The organism is Streptomyces herbicida (assembly GCF_032656585.1).
Taxonomy (GTDB): domain Bacteria; phylum Actinomycetota; class Actinomycetes; order Streptomycetales; family Streptomycetaceae; genus Streptomyces; species Streptomyces herbicida.
Genome location: NZ_JAUYWJ010000011.1, coordinates 107677 through 125640, shown reverse-complemented (window position 1 = coordinate 125640; position 17964 = coordinate 107677). Strand labels below are relative to the sequence as shown.

Sequence of the window (17964 nt, the reverse complement as noted above, 5' to 3'; positions counted from 1 at the left end):
CCTGCCTTTCCGTCATGCCTCACCGGCTTTCGTGCGCTCGGGAACGAAGTTCCCGACGGAGGATCTTCCCACTTGCCGTCTTGGGCAAGTCGGGCAGGATCTCCACCTGACGCGGGTATTTGTAGGCCGCCAGTCTCTCCTTGCAGTAGACGGCAAGTGCGTCGGGGTCGGTTTCGGCACCCGGACGGAGGCTGATGTAGGCCTTGACGGTCTCCCCGCGGTATCCGTCCGGCACCCCGACGACGGCCGCCTCGCGCACCGCCGGGTGCGTGTAGAGGACGTCCTCGACCTCGCGCGGCCACACCTTGAAGCCGGACGCGTTGATCATGTCCTTCTTGCGGTCGACGACGTACACCCAGCCCTGTTCGTCCATGAACCCGATGTCGCCGGTGCGCAGTTCGCCGTCCGGGAAGGTCTCGGCGGTCGCCTCGGGCCGCCGCCAGTAGCCGGGCACGACCTGCGGGCCGCGCACGACGATCTCGCCCTGTGCGCCGAAGGGGACCTCGGCGCCCTGGTCGTCGATGATGCGGACGACCGAGTCCGGGCCCGGCACGCCCACGGCCAGGGTCCCGGAGACCGGGTCCACGGGCGCCTCCCGGCCGGGCGGCACGGAGGCGCAGGGCCCGCTGCACTCGGTGAGCCCGTAGCCGGTGCGGATGTACGGGCCGAAGCCGGCGCGGAACTTCTCGACCAGGGCGGGCGGCACCGGGGCGCCGCCCGAGGAGATGTTCACGAAGGAGGCGAAGTGCTCCGGGGTGCTGTCCGGGTGGGCGGCGAGCGCCATGTAGGCGGTGGACGGGCCGACCGTGTAGTGCGGGCGGTGCTCGGCGAACATCTCCAGGACCACGCCGGGCTCGAAGCGGTAGGCGAGCACCAGGGTGCCCGCGCTGTTGAGGCAGGCACCGAACTGGCAGACCATTCCGGTGATGTGGAACAGGGGCGCGAGGGTGTAGTACACCGGCGCCTCGGGCAGGGCCAGGCCGGTCCGCTGCCGCTCGGCGTTGAACATGATGTTGCCGTGCGTGTTGGTGGCGCCCTTGGGGGTGCCGCTGGTGCCCGAGGTGTAGCTGATCAGGGCGATGTCGGCGGGGCCGGGGTCCCGCCCCTCGGGTGCCTTGCCGCCCTGCCGGGCCACGGTGACGAGGTCGTCGGCGTCGGCGGCCGGGGGCATCCGCTCGAAGGCCAGCACGCGCGCGTCGTCGCGGCTCTGGAAGTCCAGCTCGCAGCCGGTGAGCACGATCCGCACCGGCGATGCGGCGGCCGTCTCGCGCAGATACGACTCCCAGGCCCGGTCGGAGCAGATCAGCGCGGCCACCTCGCCGTCCCGCAGGACATGGGCGACCTCCGCCGACTTGTACATCGGGTTGACGGGGACGACGGTGGCTCCCGCCTTCCAGGCGCCCAGGACGGCGAGCACGAAGTGCGGGGAGTTCTGCAGCAGGACGGCGACCCGGTCGCCGCGCTCCAGGCCGCGGGCGGCGAGATGACCGGCGACCGAGTCGCTCAGCTCGTCGACCTCGCGGTAGCTGAGACGGCCGTCGAAGTAGGCCAGGAAGGCACGGTCCGGAGCCTCGGCGACCACGCGCCGCAGCGCGTGCACGAGAGAGTCGTCCGGGGCAACGGGGGCGCGCTGGACGTCGCTCAGGAGGCTCAGCCACGGCTTGGCCGCGTAACAGGACTCGGTCACCGGGTCTCCTCCCACTTCTGCTGGATGTGGTTCATGTTCGTCAGCCAGCGGTCGGGGTCGGTGGCCCGCGCCTGGAAGTACCCGGCGACCTCGGGGTGCGGCAGGATCAGGAAGCGGTCGTCCTCGATGCCCTTGAAGAGGGCGTCCGCGACATCCTCCGGCTCGATCGCGGTGGGCTGGAGGACCAGGTCGCCCGCGCTGCCGGTCGCGGCGAGCATATCGGTGCGCACGCCCTGCGGGCAGATCGCGTGGACCTTGAGGCCGCGGTGGCGGTACGTCAGCGACAGCCACTCGGCGAAGGAGTACGCGCCGTGCTTGGTGACGCTGTACGGGGCGGCACCGATCATGGTGAGCAGGCCTGCGGCGGAGACGGTGGAGACGAAGCGGCCGCTGCCGCGCTCCAGCCAGGCCGGGAGCAGTTCCTGGGCGGCGCGTACATGGGCCATGACGTTGACGTCCCAGGCCCGTGCCCAGACCGTCTCCTCGGCCGCCTCGGAGCCGCCGGAGGCGAGGCCCGCGTTGGCGCAGTAGATGTCGACCGTGCCGCCGAGTGCCTCGCGGGCCGCGCCGATGATCGCGGAGGCGTCGCCGGGGACCGCGATCGCGCCAATCTCGTCGGCGACGGCCCCGGCCTTGCCGGCGTCCAGGTCGTTGACGACGACCCGGGCGCCCGCGGCGGCGAACCGGCGGGCCAGCGCGGCCCCGATGCCCCCGCCCGCTCCGGTGACGACCACTCCCGCGTCCTGCACGGCTTCCATCATCGGTCTCCTTCGAAGCGACGCGACTCGGCTCTGCCGAGCCAGACTAACCAGTCGGTATGTGTAAGCGGAAGGGCGACTGGAACACCTTCAGGGACCGCTGACGACCCGCTCCCGCCCCACTTACGGAGGTCAACCATGCGCCTGTCAAGACGAGGTCTCCTGGCATCGGCCACGGCGGCAGCCGTGTCGCCCGCGTCGGCGCCGGCCGGAGGAGAGCGTCACGGGCGGCTGCGCACCGGGTTCGAACGCCTCGCCGCCGACGGGTACACCCTGCTGGATGGACAGCGCGTCGGCATCGTCACCAATCCGACCGGCGTCACCAAGGACGTACGCCACATCGTCGATGTGATGCATGCCGACCCGCGCGTGCGGCTGACCGCCGTCTTCGGCCCCGAGCACGGTTTCCGCGGCACGGCGCAGGCGGGCGGCTCGGAGGGGCGCTACGACGACCCGGCGACCGGGCTGCCGGTCTACGACACCTATCTCAAGAGCGGCCGGCCGCTGGCGGACATCTTCACCGCCTCCGGCGTCGACACGGTCGTCTTCGACATCCAGGACGTCGGGGCGCGCTTCTACACCTACATCTGGACCCTGTACGACTGCATGGCGGCGGCGCAGCTCGCGGGCAAGCGGTTCGTGGTGCTCGACCGGCCGAATCCGGTGACCGGGCGGTCCGCCCAAGGGCCGGTGCTGCACAAGGAGTTCGCGAGCTTCGTCGGGCGTGAGCCGATCGCGCAGGCGCACGGGACGACGGTCGCCGAGCTGGCGCGGCTGTTCAACGGGGAGTTCCTGAGCACGCCGGTCGCGCTGGAGACCGTACTGATGACGGGCTGGAAGCGGTCGGACTTCTACGACGCCTCCGCGCTGCCCTGGGTGCCACCGAGCCCGAACATGCCGACGCCCGACACCGCCCTCGTCTACTCCGGGACGTGTCTTTTCGAGGGGACCAACCTGTCCGAGGGACGCGGCACGACGCGGCCCTTCGAACTGCTGGGCGCGGAGGGCATCGACGGGCGCTGGGCGGCCGCGGCGAACGAACTCGGTCTGCCGGGCGTGCGGTTCAGGGAGGCGTACTTCGCTCCCACCTTCTCCAAGTTCCAGGGCAGGACGATCGGGGGTGTGCAGATCCATGTCCACGACCGGGACGCGTACGACCCCGTGCGTACCGGGATCGCGCTCCTGGTGACCGCCAAGAAGGTCTGGAGCGGCTTCGGTTGGCGGTCCGACAACTGGATCGACAAGCTCACGGGGTCCACCCGGGTGCGCACGACGATCGACGCGGGTGCGGGCGCGGACGAGGTGGTCGCCGCCTGGCAGGACGAGCTGGCGGCGTTCCGGCTGATTCGAAAGGAATATCTGCTCTACAGGTGAGCCGCGACGTATGGCCAATCTTGCCCCCCGGCGGGACGATGCGCGCACATCGCACCACTTCGGGGGACGAGGGAGCCTGTCATGGCGGATCCTGGGACGAGCGTGACTCCCTACTGGGAGCTGACCTTCGACGCGGACGGAGACGTGGACGGCCGGGAACGGGACCGGCTGCTGCACGAGGTCCCGCGCCGCGCCGTCCGTGATCTGATCGTCTTCGCGCACGGCTGGAACAACGACCGGGCGGGCGCGACGGGGCTGTACCGCCAGTTCTTCGCCCCCGTCCCACAGTTGGCCTCCAAGGCGAAGCTCGGCTACGTGGGTGTGATCTGGCCGTCGATGCGGTTCTGCGACGAGCCGATCCCGGACTTCCCGAAGTCCGTGGTGGCCTCGGAGGCCGAGGCGGCGACGCGCCCGGCGCTGGACAAGGACACCCGGCATGCTCTCCTCGAGACCTTTCCGGGCCGGGCGACGGTGGTCGACCAGATCGCCCGGATGCTGGACCAGCAGCCCGGTGACCAGTCCGAACTGGAGGAGTTCGGGCGGCTGGTGCGGCTGCTGGTCGAGGTGGCGCCGGGCGGGCCGCAGCCACTGTTCGCGGCGGACACGCTCGCGGAGGGCGTGCCGCAGAGCGACCCCGTGCTGTTCACCGGGGACACGGCGACGGTCTGCGACGACTTCGCCGAGGCGCTGGCGTACCTCCGCTCCGGCGGCGCCACGGCGGAGTTCACGCTGCCCAACCCCTGGAACGGGGCCCGCGAGCTGCTGCGGCAGGCGACGTACTACGCGATGAAGCGGCGGGCCGGCACCGTCGGGGAACGTGGACTGGGGCGGGTGATCGGGCAGTTGGCCACTGCGGCACCGGACGCACGGGTGCATCTCGTGGGACACAGCTTCGGCGGGCGGCTCGTGTCGTTCGCCCTGCGCGGGCTGCCCCAAGGCGTGCACACGGTGAAGTCCGTGACGCTGTTCCAAGGAGCCTTCTCGCACTACGCGTTCGCGGCACGGCTGCCGCACGACCCGCGCGCGGGAGGGGTGCTGCAGGGCCAGCAGAACCGGATCGACGGCCCCCTGGTGTGCTGCTACTCCCACTTCGACTCGGCGCTCGGCACCCTCTACCCGCTGGCTTCACGGATGGCGGACGACGACGAGTCCTTCGCGGGCTTCGACCTCGGCCGGACCCTGGGCCCCAAGTGGGGCGCGATGGGCCACGACGGGGTCCAGGCTGTACCGGGCACCCGCGCCCTGGACCTCGCCACGGCCCTGCGCGGCCCGCTCCCCTCGTCGGGCTGCGTGAACATCGACGCGGCGGCGGTCGTCAGACGCGGGGGCCCGCCGGCCGGCGCACACAGCGACATCGTGCACACCGAACTCGCAAAGGTGGTGCTGGCGGCGGGCCGCATCACCTGACCCGCCGCCGTGCGGAGGTGAAGCAGCCGACCGCAGAGACCAAGGCTCGGTCGGAGACCGGTACGCGGCGGGCCGCATCACGTGACCCGCCGCCGTGCGGGCGTCACCGGTGTGAGGTGTACTCCACGACCTGCTGGAAGGTCGGGCGGTTCTGCCAGCTGATCCTGCCGTGCTTGATGCCGCCCAGGGTGCGCTGGACGATCGAGTCGGCGCACCACTGGTCGCCCGCCGAGCACTGGTCGTCACCGGGGTAGACCTGGGCCGCGGTCATGCCGGCCGCCGTCTTGAGCGTGCCGATCAGGGTGTCCCGGCACGACGTGAGGCTGCCGCCGCCGCAGTACTTCTGCGCGAGTCCGCCCTGCACGGACTCGCCGAGCACCGCCCGGATGTCCTTGTCGACATAGCTCCACCAGCCGTACTGGAAGGAGCTGCCGGCGTGCGAGCCGGTCGGGCCGTGCCCGGCCGACGGGGCCTCGTCGATCGGCAGGTTGTTGGAGAAGGCGGTGTACAGGTCGCTGCCCAGACCGGGTTCGAACTCGGCCTTCACCAGCAGCGGCCACCACGCGTCCAGGATCCGGATCGCGTCCGCGTCGGCGTAGGTCTTCGAACCTGCCGAGGTCTCCGTGCGCCTGGCGCCCGCTGTCACCCACGCCTGCAGCTTGCTCACCGCCGCCGCGGCCGTGGAGTCGGTCACCGGCGAGCTGTTGACGACCTTCAACAGCTTCGGCAGCACGTCCTCGGCCCGCAGATCGGCAAGGGCCGCGTCGGCCATCGCCTTCGTCAGCGCCGACCGGGTCACCCCGCCGGCCGCGACCAGCTTCTTCACCCGGTCCTCCAGCAGGTTGCCGCGGTGCACCGACCCGTCGCCCCAGGGCGCGGTCGTGTAGTCCTTGGCCTGCTTGTTGTTCCAGGAGACGTAGTAGTCCTGGTCGACGGAGTTGGGGTGCGCGGAGGCCGGGGTGTAGTCGGCCGTGTTGGTGGCCGGGTTCCAGTTCTTCCACTCGTAGGCCGCCTGCCCCCACACCGGGAACTCGGCGTCGACACCGTTCGCCCGCACCGGGTTGTCACCGCTGTTGTAGTACGCGGTGTGCTGGGAGTCGGCGTAGAACCAGTTGAAGGTGTAGTTGATGTGCTGCGCCGCGCTCTGGAAGTCCTTGGGGCCCTTGACGTAGTCGGGGTCGTTCAGCATCTGGAAGCCGATGATGGAGTCGGCCTCGTGCATATAGGAGGAGCGCAGGGTGGTGTAGGCGACCTTCTTGCCGCCGACGGTCGCCCGGTACTCCACCGGCCCGTACTTCGTGCGCCACACCCGCATCGTGTACGACCCCGCGGCGGTCCCGTCGGCGGTCGTCGGCTTCCATGCGTTCTTCTGCTCGACCTTGTCCATGGCCGTGCAGGTGCCGTGGTACAGGTAGTGGTAATCGTCCTGGCACAGCTCGACGGCGTAGGAGTCGATGATGTCCTGGCCCGAGGTCGTCGCGCTCCAGGAGTAGTCCTGGCCGCGGCCGAGTTCTACATACATGCTCAGACCCGCGAAGGAGGCGCCGCGGGCGCTGATGCCCGGGCCCTGGATCTCCTGCAGCATGAGCAGCTGCGGGGCGAAGTAGCCGGTCTGCGGTCCGAAGACGGCGACCGGGTGGCCGCTCGCGGTGTACTTGCCGCTCACCACGAGGGCGTTGGACATGCCGCGCTTGGCGGAGCTCAGGGTGGTGGCCGCCGCCTTGGCCGAGGCACTGGTCGCGCTCGAGCTGCCCGCGCTGCCCGTACGGTCGTAGACCAGCGGTTCCTGGGTCACCGAACCGGCGTCGGGCAGGGCCTCGCCCTGGGGGCTGTCCGGCTTGGTCACATACGGGAAGCTCTCGCCGTTGTGGACGGTCAGGACGGCCTCGGGGTCGTTGCGCTCCCGGAAGGACTCCCAGACCCTGGTGCCCTCCTCCACGCCGTACTTGGACTGGGCGGCGATCAGGGAGATCGCGTTGTTGACCTCGCCACCTCCGCCGGAGCCGAAGAGCGAGCCGATGACCGAGCCCAGCGCCACCAGGTCGGTGATCTTGAAGTGGTCGATGGTGCCGGCGTTGGTGATCGAGTCCTTGTGTCCGGTCAGGACGTATTCGCCGGGGAAGTAGCGGCCGCTGTCCGAGGCGTCGATGTAGGCGTTGATGCCGGCGAGGTAGGCGTTGGCGTCGGCGAGGGCCTGCTGACCGCGGGCGCCGTTGCCGGCGACGGCGTTGTCGATCTGGGCTTGGAGATCGGCCTCGGTGTAGGGGGCGTTGCGGTAGAACTCCTGCTCAAGTCCCTGGTTGGCGGGCGCGCCGCCGGCGAAGGTGGTCAGCCGGCCGCGTCCGACGTGCCGGAAGACGTCCATCAGCCACAGCCGGTCCTCAGCGGCGGCATACCCGGCACCGAACTCGGTGCCGTATCTGGTGGTACCGGTGATGTGCGGCACACCGGTCTTCTTGTCGCGGACGATCGTCACGTCGCCGCGGTTGGCCGGCTTCTCGGTGGAGGCGACCTGGTCGGAAGCGACCCCGAAGGACGCGTCGTTGAAGAACGTGTTGATCTTCGCGTCGGTGAGCCCGGAGTAGCCCGTGGCCAGGCTGCCATAGGGACCGAGCTGGTCCTCGGCGTGGTCGGGCTGGGTGCCGAAGATCTGGTTGAGGAGGATCTGGGCGAGGGTCGCGTTGCCGTTCTCACCGGGCGGCAGGATGTCCGAGCACTGGCCGCCGCAGTAGTCGTTGGAGGCCGTGGCCGCGGCGGCGGTCGCCTGGGTCAGCGGGGAGAGCAGACCCGCGATCAGCACGCATACGGATGCCGTTTTCAGGAACCCGGTGAGCCTGCGGGGAGTTCTCAGTCTGGTGAACAACGCGTTGCGTGGGGTGCGCCGTGCCATGGCAGCTCCTGGGGAACGGGTGTTGGCGGGACGTTACCGCCGGTATCCCCGAGATTGAAGATGAACATGCGTCACTTTTTGGAGCCGCCCTAGGTGTTGCCCGGCGGGTCAACCCGGGAGGCCTTATGGACGGCATCGGAAATCGAATGGAGCCGAATCGTGTGTCGATACGTCTATTCGGCGACGTCGAGCGAAGTCCCTACTACGACGCCGAAGTGACCGAAGAACAGGTGCAGGTGTGACGGAGGTGCAGGGCGATGGCCGGTTTCCGGAGTCTGGCGAGACAGGTGCGAGATCCGCGGTGCGACCTGGCGCTGCGGCGCTACTCACTGCGCAAGTGCCTGGAGCGGTTCGCTCCTTACGGACACAGGGCGACCTGGGACCATCTGTGCTCCCGGGCCGGGTTCGGTCCCGAGGACCGGTCCCCCGATCCGGCGCGTCTCGTGGCCGCGCTGGATGAACTGGAGGAGGCGCGGGCGGTCTGGCTCGCCTATGAGGTCGAGTTCGCCGAGCGCCGCAAGAAGGAGAAGCACGACGGGCTGCGCCGGCCGGGCAGCGTGGACGACTGGCACCGGCTGACCTGGGGCGGCTTCGGTGTCGCCTGGTGCGACGACCCGCGTGTCCACCCCCATGAACCACTGGCCGAGGTGCTGCGACGGCTGATCGCCGCCCTGGAACGCGAACCGGGCTCGTCCTGCCCGGTGTGCGACGGGGAGCGCCTCATCTGGAAGTACGACCTGGACCACGAACCCTCGGCGGGTCCGGTCTGCGCGGACTGCGGGATTCTGGTACCCCGGCCCGTGCTCACCCCCGAGGCGCTGGCCTACGCCAGGCGCGGCAGGCTGCTCGTGTCGGCCTGAGGCATGTCGGGGGTGCGCCGGGGATGCCGCACCCCCTACCGGAATGAGACCGTGACGTGGTGCAGGTGTGTCTCAACGGGCGCCGGGAGGGCGCCGATGGCGCGTGTGTGCCTCTGTCACCGGCGGCGCTGGCGGAGTCCGCGGCGGAGGCCGTCGCGGCCGGGGCCACGGACATTCATGTGCATCCGCGGACACCGTGCGGACGGGACAGTCTCTCCCCGCGCATGGTCGCGACCACCCTGGAGGCCGTACGGGCACGGGTGTCCGTGCCGGTCGGAGTGACCACGGGCGCCTGGGCGGAGCCCGATACGGCGGCCCGTCTCGAGCAAGTACGCGGCTGGTCCGCACCGCTGCCCGACCACGCCTCGGTCAACTGGCATGAAACGGGCGCCGAAGAGATCGCCGAGCAGCTGCTCACCAGGGGCATCGGCGTGGAGGCGGGCATCTGGTCCGGCACGCACGGAGCGGCCCGCTTTGCCGCCTCGCCGCTCGGCCCGAAGGTGCTGCGGGTCCTCGCGGAGGTGACGGACACGGACGCGGCCACGGCGGAGGCGTCCGCATGCGCGCTGTTGTCCCTGCTGGGTGACGTTCACGGCCGCCCCGTCCTGCTGCACGGCGAAGACCGCGGCGCCTGGCCCGTACTGCGGCTGGCCGGGCGGCTCGGGCTGGCCGCACGGATGGGCCTGGAGGACACCCTGCTCCTGCCGGACGGTCAACGTGCCGCTTCCAACGCCCAGTTGGTGACGGAGGCGCTGGCCCAGTACCGGTCGTCGGCCGAGGGGCGCGACTCTAGCAACGGATAAACCGGTCGCTCCATCCGTTTCCCGTCCGGACAGTGGGAGGCGATGAATCACGCCTGATGAACCACGCCCGAGGAGTCCGACATGTCGACGCTGCGCGTCACCGCCGAAGTGCTGACCGTCCATGAGCATCCGAACGCCGATGCGCTCGAACTGGCCCAGGTGGGCCTGTACCGAGCGGTCGTCGCCAAGGGCGCTTTCCGCACCGGTGAGGCCGCGGTCTACATCCCCGAGCAGTCCGTGCTCCCGGCCGGGCTGATCGAGGAGCTCGGGCTGACCGGACGGCTGGCGGGCGGCAACGCGGACCGGGTCAAGGCGGTGCGGCTGCGCGGGGAACTGTCGCAGGGCATCGTGTGCAGGCCGAAGGCGCTTGCGGACGTCGACCTGACGCGGGCCGCGGCCGAGGGGACCGACTTCGCGGAGGCGCTCGGCATCACCAAGTGGGTGCCGCCGATCCCGCCGACCATGAACGGCGACGTCGAGTCCGCGCCGGATCTGCTGCCCTGGGTCGACATCGAGAACATCCAGCGTTACCCCGGGATATTCACCGCGGGCGAGGATGTGGTCCTGACGGAGAAGCTGCACGGTTCGGCGTGCCTGCTGACGTATGTCGCCGACGAGGGCCGGGTGTTCGTGTCCTCGAAGGGCTTCGGCGCCAAGTCCCTCGCGCTGAAAGAGGATCCGCGGAACCTGTACTGGCGGGCGATCCGGGGGCACGGGGTCGCCGAGGCGGCCGCGCGACTCGCGGAGCGGCTCGGGGCGCGGCGCGTCGGCGTCTTCGGGGAGGTGTACGGAGCGGGAGTGCAGGATCTGACGTACGGGGCCGACGGACGCCGGGAGACGCTCGGGTACGCGGTGTTCGACGTGTCCGCGGAGATCGACGGTGCCGTGCGGTGGCTGGACGCGGTGGAGCTGCTGAAGGGGGAGCTGCCGCTGGTGCCACGGCTGTACGAGGGGCCGTACGACATCGATCGGGTGCTGGAGTTCGCCACGGGGCGGGAGACGGTGTCCGGGCGGAACCTGCACTTGCGGGAGGGCGTGGTCGTACGGCCCGCCGTCGAGCGGTACAGCCCCGTGACCGGGGGCCGGGCCATCGCGAAGGCGGTCAGTCCGGCCTACCTGACGCGGAAGGGCGGGACCGAGTACGAGTGAGTCGTGCCGCCGTTGCCCGGCGCCGGCACTGGTGCCGGCGCCGGGCAACGGCTCTCACCGGCGTTCCAGCAGCAGGCGCGACCCCGGCCCCCGTTCGCCGAACGCGTCGTCGGGGTTGGACAGGACGCAGGTGTCGAGGGACAGGCAGCCGCAGCCGATGCAGTCGGTGAGGTGGTCGCGGAGACGATTCAGCTGCTTGATGCGCTCGTCGAGCTCGGATCTCCACGCTTCTGAGAGGCGGGCCCAGTCCTCGCGGGTGGGGGTGCGTTCCTCGGGGAGCTCGGCGAGGGCCTCGCGGATCGTGGCGAGGGGGATGCCGACCCGCTGGGCGGCCCGGACGAAGGCGACGCGGCGCAGCGTGTCGCGGGTGTAGCGGCGCTGGTTGCCGGCGGTGCGCCGACTGCTGATCAGGCCCTTGGACTCATAGAAGTGCAGGGCGGAGACGGCGGCGCCGCTGCGCGCGGACAGCTGGCCCACGGTCAGCTCGTGGATCTTCTCGGGGATCTGGGGCACCTCTCAGAGCCTACCTACCGATCATCCGCGCCGTCCGTTGACATCGGTTCCGTCGCCGACCATGCTAAGCAGTTGCTTAGGGTTTGTGATTCCGCGACGCGAGAGGCCGGGAACATGGCAGAACCGAGGATCTTCACCTCCCCCGACGAGCTGAAGGCGGCCGTGGGCGAGCAGCTGGGGTACACCGACTGGCTCGAGGTCGACCAGAAGCGGATCGATCTCTTCGCGGAGGCCACCGGCGACCACCAGTGGATCCATGTCGACCCGGAGAAGGCGGCCGCGGGGCCGTTCGGGACGACCATCGCGCACGGCTATCTGACCCTGTCGCTGCTGCCGCTGTTCGGACCGCAGCTGATCTCGGTCGAGGGCGTGAAGATGGGCGTGAACTACGGGACGAACAAGGTCCGCTTCCCCTCGCCCGTCCCGGTCGGCTCCCGGCTGCGCGCCACCGCGAAGATCACCGGCGTCGAGGACGTCACCGGCGGCGTCCAGGTGACCGTCGCCTTCAGTGTGGAACGCGAGGGCGGTGACAAGCCGGTCTGCGTCGCGGAGTCGGTCGCCCGCTACTACGTCTGACCCCGGGCGCCCGGCGGGCCGGGGCCTACTTCGCCCCGACCATCCGCAGGACGAGGTCGGCGTAGAGCGCGCCGACCTCCTCGGGCGTCCGGGGGCCGTCCACGTTGAACCAGCGGGCCACGTCGATGCACAGCGACAGCACCGCGAGGGTGGTGCCGTGGATGTCCAGCACCTCGAACTCGCCGGACTCGACGCCCTCGTTGATGATGCCGCGCACCTCGGCGTCGACCTGGCGGCGCAGCGCGAGGATCTCGGCGCGGGCGTCCGGCCCGAGCGCCTCCAGCTCGTACTGCACCACACGGGCGGTGGTGCGGCGCCCGGCGTGCCAGCGGACGAAGGAGCTCACGGCGTCGGCGAGCCGCTCCGTCGCAGTGCCCTCGCGCTGGGCCGCCGTACGGAGGATGTCCAGGGCCTTGTCGTGGCCGATCCGGCTGATCCGGTGGAGCAGCTCCTCCTTGGTCTTGTAATGGATGTAGAGCGCGGCCGGGCTCATGCCGGCGCGGCCCGCGATGTCCCGGGTCGTCGTCGCGTGGTAGCCGCGCTCGGCGAAGGCCTCCACGGCGGCGACGAGCAGCCGCCGGGCCGCGTCAGGGGTGACCTCTTCCCACGGCTCGACCTCGCCGCCGGTCGTCTCCTCCGCCGTACTCATCGCTCGTTCGCCCCTCTCGCCGACAGGAGCTACACCATACCGCCGAAGGTGAGCGGTCGCTTAGAGTGCCTGCTCAGATCTTCTCGAAGGGGTCGTGCTCGGCGAGGAGCTTCTCCAGCCGCGCCTGGTCGACCCGGCTCACGATCTGCCCGGCCTCCTGGCGGTCCCTGATCACCTTGGCCAGGGTGAAGGCGGAGGTCACGAGGTACAGGACCGCGATGGCCAGGAAGGCCCGGACCCAGGCGTCGGTGTCCAGCCGGTAGATGCCGATGGACGTGGCCGCCATCGCGATGGCGAAGGAGGCGACGGCCTGCCCGTAGAACGCGGCCGTACTCTGCTGCTTGACCGGTGTGTCACTCATGGGGAGAGCCTCGTCGGGCGTGGGCCCCGGCACATCCGCCGACGTACTCAGAGACGTACTCAGAAGGCCGAAACCCCGGTCAGCGCCCGCCCGATGAGCAGCTTCTGGATCTGACTGGTGCCCTCGTAGAGGGTCATCACCCGGGCGTCGCGCAGCAGTTTGCCCGCCGGGTACTCGTCGATGTAGCCATAGCCGCCGAAGACCTGGAGGGCGTTGTTCGCGGCGCGGACAGCCGCCTCGGAGGCGAAGAGCTTGGCCTTGGAGGACTCCACGGCGAAGGGCAGACCGCGGTCGATCAGATCGGCGACCCGCCAGGTCAGCAGCCGCGCCGCGTCCACGTCGACCGCGATGTCGCTGATCAGCTCCTGCACCAGCTGATGACGGGCGATGGGCTTGCCGAACTGCTCGCGCTCGCCGGCGTACCGCACGGCCGCGTCGAGGGCGGCCTGCGCTATGCCGACGCTGCCCGCGGCGACCGACATACGCCCCTTGGCGAGCGCGGACATGGCGACCGTGAAGCCCTTGCCCTCCTCGCCCAGCATCGCCGAGGCCGGGACCCGTACGTCCGACAGGACCAGTTCCGCGGTGGTCTGGCCGCGCAGGCCGAGCTTGCCATGGATGGTGTGCCGGGTCAGGCCCGGCGTGTCGGTGGGCACCAGGAAGGCCGAGACGCCCTTGTGGCCGGGGGCGTCCGTGGAGCGGGCGAAGAGCAGCACGACGTCGGCCCAGGTGCCGTTCGTGATGAACATCTTGGTGCCGTTGATGACGTATTCCTCGCCGTCGCGGACGGCCCGGGTGGAGAGGTTGCCCGCGTCGGATCCGGTGCCGGGTTCGGTCAGGCCGAAGCAGCCGACGTACTCGCCGGACGTCAGGCCGGGCAGCCAGCGGCGCTTCTGCTCCTCGCTCCCCCAGGCCGCCACGGACTTCGCGACGAGGCCGAGGGAGACGGACACGATCCCCCGCGCCGAGGAGTCGCCCCGGCCCAGCTCCTCCGTGACCAGGCAGTACGCCAGGTGGTCGCCGCCCGAGCCACCGTACTCCTCGTCGATGGTCAGCCCGAGGAAGCCGACCTCGCCGAGCTTCTTCACGATGCCCCGGTCGACCTCCTCGGCCCGGTCCCAGGCCACCACATGGGGGGCGATCTCCCGCTCGACGAAGTCCCGGGCGAGCTGCCGGACGGCGGTCTGCTCCTCGCTGAGTTCCAGGTTCACGACGAGATCACCCCACGGTTGAAGGAACGCACGGCGACCTTGAAAGCCGTACATTTAAATTAGCACTGCTAGTTTCCAGCTGCAGCCCTACTATGTGCGCCATGGCCCGACCGCGCAAGCCCCTCCTCAGCCCCGACCGGATCATCGAGACGGCACGCGAGCTCGTGGACGCGGAGGGCCTGGCGGCCGTCTCCACGCGCCGGCTCGCCGCCGAGCTGGGGGTGAGCGGGCCCTCGCTCTACAACCACTTCCGCACGAAGGACGAGATCCTGGAGGCAGTCGCGGACTCGGTGAGCTCCCAGGTCGATCTGTCGATGTTCGAGGACGGCCGGGACTGGCGGACCGCGCTGCACGACTGGGCCGTCTCCTACCGGTCCGCCCTGCGCGACCACCCGAACATCGTCCCGGTCCTCGCCACCGGGCCCGGCCGCCGCCCCGCCGGGCTGCGGCTCGCCGACGCCGTCTACGGCGGGATGGTCGGCGCCGGCTGGCCGCCCGCGCAGGCCACCTCCATCGGCGCGCTGATGCGGTACTTCATCATGGGCTCGGCGCTCGGCTCGTTCGCCGGGGGCTTCGTGGACGACGAGAGCGCCTACGACCCCGCCGACTACCCCCACCTCGGGCAGGCCCACCTCCTCGCCGAGCAGCAGGAGAAGATCGACGAGCGCGCCTTCGAGACGGGGCTGACGGCACTGCTGGACGGGCTGGCCCAGCAGTACGCGCAGGTCGGACCGGCCTCGTAAGGACACTTCGGCGGCTGCCGAAGTGTCGGTGCCGCATCCTGGGGCGCATGACCACCAAGGACCCCCGGGCGCGCGGACTCGCGGCGCTGGCCGCGCTCATCGCGGACGAGACGCGGGCGGCGTGTCTGCTGGCGCTGCTGGACGGGCGGGCCTGGACGGCCGGTGAGCTGGCCCGGCACGCGGGCGTCGCCGCGTCCACGCTGAGCGAGCACCTGGGCAGGCTGGTCGCGGGCGGACTGCTCGCCGAGGAGCGGCAGGGGCGGCACCGGTACGTACGGCTGGCCGACGCCCGGGCCGCGCAGCTGATCGAGGACTTGGCCGCGCATGTCGCGCCCGTGGCCCGGCGCCCGCGCACGTTGCGGGAGTCCACCGCGGGGTCCGCCATGGCCCGTGGCCGCACCTGCTACGACCACCTCGCCGGGCGGCTGGGCATCGCGCTCACGGACGCGCTGACCGAGCGCGGGCTGCTCCGGCAGGACACGGGGTTCGCGCTCACGGAAGCCGGCCTCGACTGGTTCGGCTCGGCGGGTATCGCCCTCGACCGCGCCGGGCGACGCCCCCTGGCCCGGGCCTGCCTCGACTGGACGGAACGCCGGCCCCACCTCGCGGGGGTCGCGGGCGCGGCCCTGTGCCGCCATGCCCTGGACGCGGGGTGGTGCGTACGGATCGGCTCCGAGCGGGCGGTGAAGGTGACTCCGTCGGGGGAGCGGGCGATGGCCGAGTTGCTGGGGATCGAGCGGGGGGCGTTGTGCTGAGTCCGGCTACGGGGGTGGGGATTGTGTGGTGTGCCGGGTGCGGCTCCGTTCTGGCCGGTCGCGCCCACGCGGCGGAGCCGCATATCGGACGGCCCCGCGCCCCTGGGGGATTGGCCGTCCGAAATTCGCGAGCCCCCGACTCACCCCCCTCCTAGCCTCTGGAGCATGATGAACGCCTCCTCAACCCGCCCCCAGCTGCTCGCCACCGGTGCGGCAACCGTCAGCGTCGTGCTGTGGGCCTCCGCGTTCGTGTCGATCCGCAGCGCGGGGGACGCGTACTCGCCGGGCGCCCTGGCGCTCGGGCGGCTGCTCGCCGGGGCGCTGGCGCTCGGCGTGTTCTGCCTCGTACGGCGGGAGGGGTGGCCGCCGAGATCGGCCTGGCGCGGGATCGCGATATCCGGGCTGCTGTGGTTCGGCTTCTACATGGTGGTCCTGAACTGGGGCGAGCAGCAGGTGGACGCCGGCACCGCGGCCCTGGTGGTGAACGTCGGCCCGCTGCTCATCGCCCTGCTCGGGGCCCGGCTGCTCGGCGATCCGATGCCGCCGCGGCTGCTGGCGGGGATGGCCGTGTCGTTCGGCGGCGCGGTGACGGTGGGGCTGTCGATGTCGGGCGGCGACGGTTCCTCGCTGCTGGGCGTGGTGCTGTGCCTGCTCGCGGCGGTGGCGTACGCCGCCGGTGTGGTCGCCCAGAAGCCCTCCCTCGCCCGGGCGAGCGCGCTCCAGGTGACGGCCTTCGGGTGTCTGGTCGGAGCCCTGGTGTGCCTGCCGTTCGCCGGGCAGCTGGTGCACGACGCCACCGACGCACCGCTCTCCGCGACGCTCAACATGGTGTATCTGGGCGTCTTTCCGACCGCGCTGGCCTTCACCACCTGGGCCTACGCCCTCGCCCGGACGACCGCCAGCCGGATGGGCGCGACCACCTACGCCGTTCCCGCAGTGGTCGTGCTGATGTCCTGGCTGGCGCTCGGCGAGGTGCCGGGGCTGCTCACCCTGGCGGGCGGTGTGCTGTGTCTGGCGGGTGTGGCCGTGTCGCGGTCCCGGCCTCGCGCCCGGACGTCCCGGGCCGCGGCCGCGGAGCCACGGCCCGAGAGCGTCTCCTGACCGCCTCGTCGGAACACGGCCGGCCGGCCGCCCCGTCAGAACACGACCAGCGCCCGTCCGCCCTTCCCGGCCAGCATGTTCTCGAACGCGGCCGGGATTCCCTCCAGCCCGATCCGCTCCGTCACGAGCGCACCCAGGTCCAGACGGCCCGCCCGTACGTGCTCGGCGAGCACGGGGAGGTCCCGGGCCGGGTCGGAGTTGCCGTACACACAGCCGGACAGGGTCCGGCCCCAGTGGAAGATCTCCAGGGCGTTGAAGGTGACCTGCTGGTCCTTGCCGCCGATGCCGACGACGGTCGTGCGGCCGCCGCGGCGTGTGGAATCCCAGGCGGCCCGGATGCTGACCGCGCGGCCCACGCACTCCACGGAGACGTCGACGCCCTGCTTGCCGGTGAGGGCACGGACCTCGCGGGGCGTGTTCTCGGAGGCGAGAACGAAGTCGGTGGCACCGGCCGCGCGGGCCAGTTCCTCCTTCGCCGGGGAGACGTCGACCGCGACGATCCTCGTGGCACCCGCGATCCGGGCCGCCTGGAGAGTGGCGAGGCCGACTCCGCCCACGCCGAACACCGCGACCGTCTCGCCGGGCTGGACCCGCGCCGAGTGGTGGACGGCGCCGTAGCCGGTGAGGACGGCGCAGCCGAGGAGGGCGGCGTCCGCGAGCGGCACGCCCTCCGGCAGGGGCAGCACGCAGGAGGCGGCGACCACCGTCTCCTCGGCGAACGCGGCGACGTTGAGGCCGGGGTGGAGGTCCATGCCGTCGACGGTGCGGGCGTAGACGTCGGCGGCCCCGCCCAGCGCATTCCCGCACAGCCAGACCTCACCGAGCGAGCAGGCGTGACAACTGCCGCAGGATGGAGCCCAGTTGAGGACGACCGGGGAGCCGGGCGTCACATGGGTGACCCCTTCGCCCACGGCGACGACGGTGCCCGCGCCCTCGTGCCCGAGGACGGCCGGGACCGGCACCCGCATGGTGCCGTCGGACAGGGACAGGTCGGAGTGGCAGACCCCGGCGGCGGCCAGGCGGACCTGGACCTGTCCGGGGCCCGGGTCGGGCAGCTCGACCTCGGTGATCTCCAGCGGGGCGCCGATGGCGGGCAGGACGGCGGCACGTACGGCCATGACTCGGGA

The 17964-nt window shown here is 71.2% G+C and carries 17 protein-coding genes; 9 read left to right on the top strand and 8 right to left on the bottom strand.

What is annotated here, in order from left to right; translation table 11 throughout:
• Positions 1-19 precede the first annotated feature (19 nt).
• Both Q8A52_RS23505 and Q8A52_RS23500 read right to left on the bottom strand, forming a co-directional pair.
• Complete coding sequence (locus Q8A52_RS23505; RefSeq protein WP_316754835.1) at positions 20-1687, bottom strand: class I adenylate-forming enzyme family protein; 1668 nt, start codon at positions 1685-1687, stop codon at positions 20-22.
• On the bottom strand, positions 1684-2448 hold the full coding sequence (locus Q8A52_RS23500; RefSeq protein WP_316754833.1) for an SDR family oxidoreductase: 765 nt from the start codon (positions 2446-2448) through the stop codon (positions 1684-1686). Before Q8A52_RS23500 ends, Q8A52_RS23505 begins: the two co-directional genes overlap by 4 nt.
• 135 nt (positions 2449-2583) lie before the next feature.
• Between Q8A52_RS23500 and Q8A52_RS23495 the strand changes: the two genes are divergently transcribed.
• Both Q8A52_RS23495 and Q8A52_RS23490 read left to right on the top strand, forming a co-directional pair.
• Entirely contained in the window at positions 2584-3819 is a 1236-nt protein-coding gene (locus Q8A52_RS23495) for an exo-beta-N-acetylmuramidase NamZ family protein (RefSeq protein WP_316754831.1), read from the top strand.
• Between the two features lie 81 nt (positions 3820-3900).
• Entirely contained in the window at positions 3901-5226 is a 1326-nt protein-coding gene (locus Q8A52_RS23490) for a serine-threonine protein kinase (protein WP_316754829.1), read from the top strand.
• Positions 5227-5329: 103 nt separating this feature from the next.
• Here the strand turns inward: Q8A52_RS23490 and Q8A52_RS23485 are convergent, their stop codons facing one another.
• Positions 5330-8116 (bottom strand): penicillin acylase family protein, encoded by a 2787-nt coding sequence (locus Q8A52_RS23485; protein WP_316754827.1) that lies wholly within the window; start codon positions 8114-8116, stop codon positions 5330-5332.
• A 257-nt stretch (positions 8117-8373) separates the two neighbouring features.
• Here Q8A52_RS23485 and Q8A52_RS23480 point away from each other — a divergent pair, with 257 nt between their 5' ends.
• The 3 genes from Q8A52_RS23480 (at position 8374) to Q8A52_RS23470 (ending at position 10928) form a co-directional block, all read left to right on the top strand.
• The gene (locus tag Q8A52_RS23480; RefSeq protein ID WP_316754825.1) at positions 8374-8976 is read left to right on the top strand and encodes a hypothetical protein; all 603 of its coding nucleotides are present in this window, start codon (positions 8374-8376) and stop codon (positions 8974-8976) included.
• A gap of 56 nt (positions 8977-9032) precedes the next feature.
• Positions 9033-9779, top strand: a complete 747-nt coding sequence (locus Q8A52_RS23475) for a 3-keto-5-aminohexanoate cleavage protein (RefSeq protein ID WP_316754823.1) — start codon at positions 9033-9035, stop codon at positions 9777-9779.
• A gap of 81 nt (positions 9780-9860) precedes the next feature.
• On the top strand, positions 9861-10928 hold the full coding sequence (locus Q8A52_RS23470) for an RNA ligase (ATP) (RefSeq protein WP_316754821.1): 1068 nt from the start codon (positions 9861-9863) through the stop codon (positions 10926-10928).
• 54 nt (positions 10929-10982) lie between these two features.
• Here the strand turns inward: Q8A52_RS23470 and soxR are convergent, their stop codons facing one another.
• Positions 10983-11441: a redox-sensitive transcriptional activator SoxR gene (gene soxR, locus Q8A52_RS23465; protein WP_316754819.1), complete on the bottom strand. Its 459-nt coding sequence runs from the start codon at positions 11439-11441 to the stop codon at positions 10983-10985.
• A gap of 114 nt (positions 11442-11555) precedes the next feature.
• Here soxR and Q8A52_RS23460 point away from each other — a divergent pair, with 114 nt between their 5' ends.
• Positions 11556-12017, top strand: coding sequence for a MaoC family dehydratase (locus Q8A52_RS23460; RefSeq protein WP_316754818.1), 462 nt, complete (start codon positions 11556-11558; stop codon positions 12015-12017).
• Positions 12018-12042: 25 nt separating this feature from the next.
• On the opposite strand, the gene Q8A52_RS23455 is transcribed toward Q8A52_RS23460, so the two are convergent.
• The 3 genes from Q8A52_RS23455 to Q8A52_RS23445 all read right to left on the bottom strand — a co-directional run bounded on the left by Q8A52_RS23455 (position 12043) and on the right by Q8A52_RS23445 (position 14238).
• Positions 12043-12666, bottom strand: coding sequence for a TetR/AcrR family transcriptional regulator (locus Q8A52_RS23455; RefSeq protein WP_316754816.1), 624 nt, complete (start codon positions 12664-12666; stop codon positions 12043-12045).
• 73 nt (positions 12667-12739) lie between these two features.
• The gene (locus tag Q8A52_RS23450) at positions 12740-13027 is read right to left on the bottom strand and encodes a YiaA/YiaB family inner membrane protein (RefSeq protein ID WP_263206983.1); all 288 of its coding nucleotides are present in this window, start codon (positions 13025-13027) and stop codon (positions 12740-12742) included.
• Positions 13028-13086: 59 nt separating this feature from the next.
• The gene (locus Q8A52_RS23445; RefSeq protein ID WP_316754813.1) at positions 13087-14238 is read right to left on the bottom strand and encodes an acyl-CoA dehydrogenase family protein; all 1152 of its coding nucleotides are present in this window, start codon (positions 14236-14238) and stop codon (positions 13087-13089) included.
• A gap of 101 nt (positions 14239-14339) precedes the next feature.
• Between Q8A52_RS23445 and Q8A52_RS23440 the strand changes: the two genes are divergently transcribed.
• From Q8A52_RS23440 to Q8A52_RS23430, 3 genes are all read left to right on the top strand, one after another.
• Positions 14340-14981, top strand: coding sequence for a TetR/AcrR family transcriptional regulator (locus Q8A52_RS23440; protein WP_316754811.1), 642 nt, complete (start codon positions 14340-14342; stop codon positions 14979-14981).
• 47 nt (positions 14982-15028) lie between these two features.
• Positions 15029-15736: an ArsR/SmtB family transcription factor gene (locus Q8A52_RS23435; RefSeq protein WP_316754809.1), complete on the top strand. Its 708-nt coding sequence runs from the start codon at positions 15029-15031 to the stop codon at positions 15734-15736.
• A gap of 165 nt (positions 15737-15901) precedes the next feature.
• Complete coding sequence (locus Q8A52_RS23430) at positions 15902-16837, top strand: DMT family transporter (protein WP_408649236.1); 936 nt, start codon at positions 15902-15904, stop codon at positions 16835-16837.
• 35 nt (positions 16838-16872) lie between these two features.
• On the opposite strand, the gene Q8A52_RS23425 is transcribed toward Q8A52_RS23430, so the two are convergent.
• The gene (locus Q8A52_RS23425) at positions 16873-17955 is read right to left on the bottom strand and encodes a Zn-dependent alcohol dehydrogenase (protein WP_316754807.1); all 1083 of its coding nucleotides are present in this window, start codon (positions 17953-17955) and stop codon (positions 16873-16875) included.
• Positions 17956-17964 lie beyond the last annotated feature (9 nt).

What these genes read in the sequence shown, in the direction of transcription:
- Q8A52_RS23500 (WP_316754833.1), bottom strand. Translation starts at nt 2,448, where the DNA reads ATGATGGAAGCCGTGCAGGACGCGGGAGTGGTCGTCACCGGAGCGGGC.
- Q8A52_RS23495 (WP_316754831.1), top strand. Translation starts at nt 2,584, where the DNA reads ATGCGCCTGTCAAGACGAGGTCTCCTGGCATCGGCCACGGCGGCAGCC.
- Q8A52_RS23490 (WP_316754829.1), top strand. Translation starts at nt 3,901, where the DNA reads ATGGCGGATCCTGGGACGAGCGTGACTCCCTACTGGGAGCTGACCTTC.
- Q8A52_RS23485 (WP_316754827.1), bottom strand. Translation starts at nt 8,116, where the DNA reads ATGGCACGGCGCACCCCACGCAACGCGTTGTTCACCAGACTGAGAACT.
- Q8A52_RS23480 (WP_316754825.1), top strand. Translation starts at nt 8,374, where the DNA reads ATGGCCGGTTTCCGGAGTCTGGCGAGACAGGTGCGAGATCCGCGGTGC.
- Q8A52_RS23470 (WP_316754821.1), top strand. Translation starts at nt 9,861, where the DNA reads ATGTCGACGCTGCGCGTCACCGCCGAAGTGCTGACCGTCCATGAGCAT.
- Q8A52_RS23460 (WP_316754818.1), top strand. Translation starts at nt 11,556, where the DNA reads ATGGCAGAACCGAGGATCTTCACCTCCCCCGACGAGCTGAAGGCGGCC.
- Q8A52_RS23455 (WP_316754816.1), bottom strand. Translation starts at nt 12,666, where the DNA reads ATGAGTACGGCGGAGGAGACGACCGGCGGCGAGGTCGAGCCGTGGGAA.
- Q8A52_RS23450 (WP_263206983.1), bottom strand. Translation starts at nt 13,027, where the DNA reads ATGAGTGACACACCGGTCAAGCAGCAGAGTACGGCCGCGTTCTACGGG.
- Q8A52_RS23440 (WP_316754811.1), top strand. Translation starts at nt 14,340, where the DNA reads ATGGCCCGACCGCGCAAGCCCCTCCTCAGCCCCGACCGGATCATCGAG.
- Q8A52_RS23435 (WP_316754809.1), top strand. Translation starts at nt 15,029, where the DNA reads ATGACCACCAAGGACCCCCGGGCGCGCGGACTCGCGGCGCTGGCCGCG.
- Q8A52_RS23430 (WP_408649236.1), top strand. Translation starts at nt 15,902, where the DNA reads ATGATGAACGCCTCCTCAACCCGCCCCCAGCTGCTCGCCACCGGTGCG.
- Q8A52_RS23425 (WP_316754807.1), bottom strand. Translation starts at nt 17,955, where the DNA reads ATGGCCGTACGTGCCGCCGTCCTGCCCGCCATCGGCGCCCCGCTGGAG.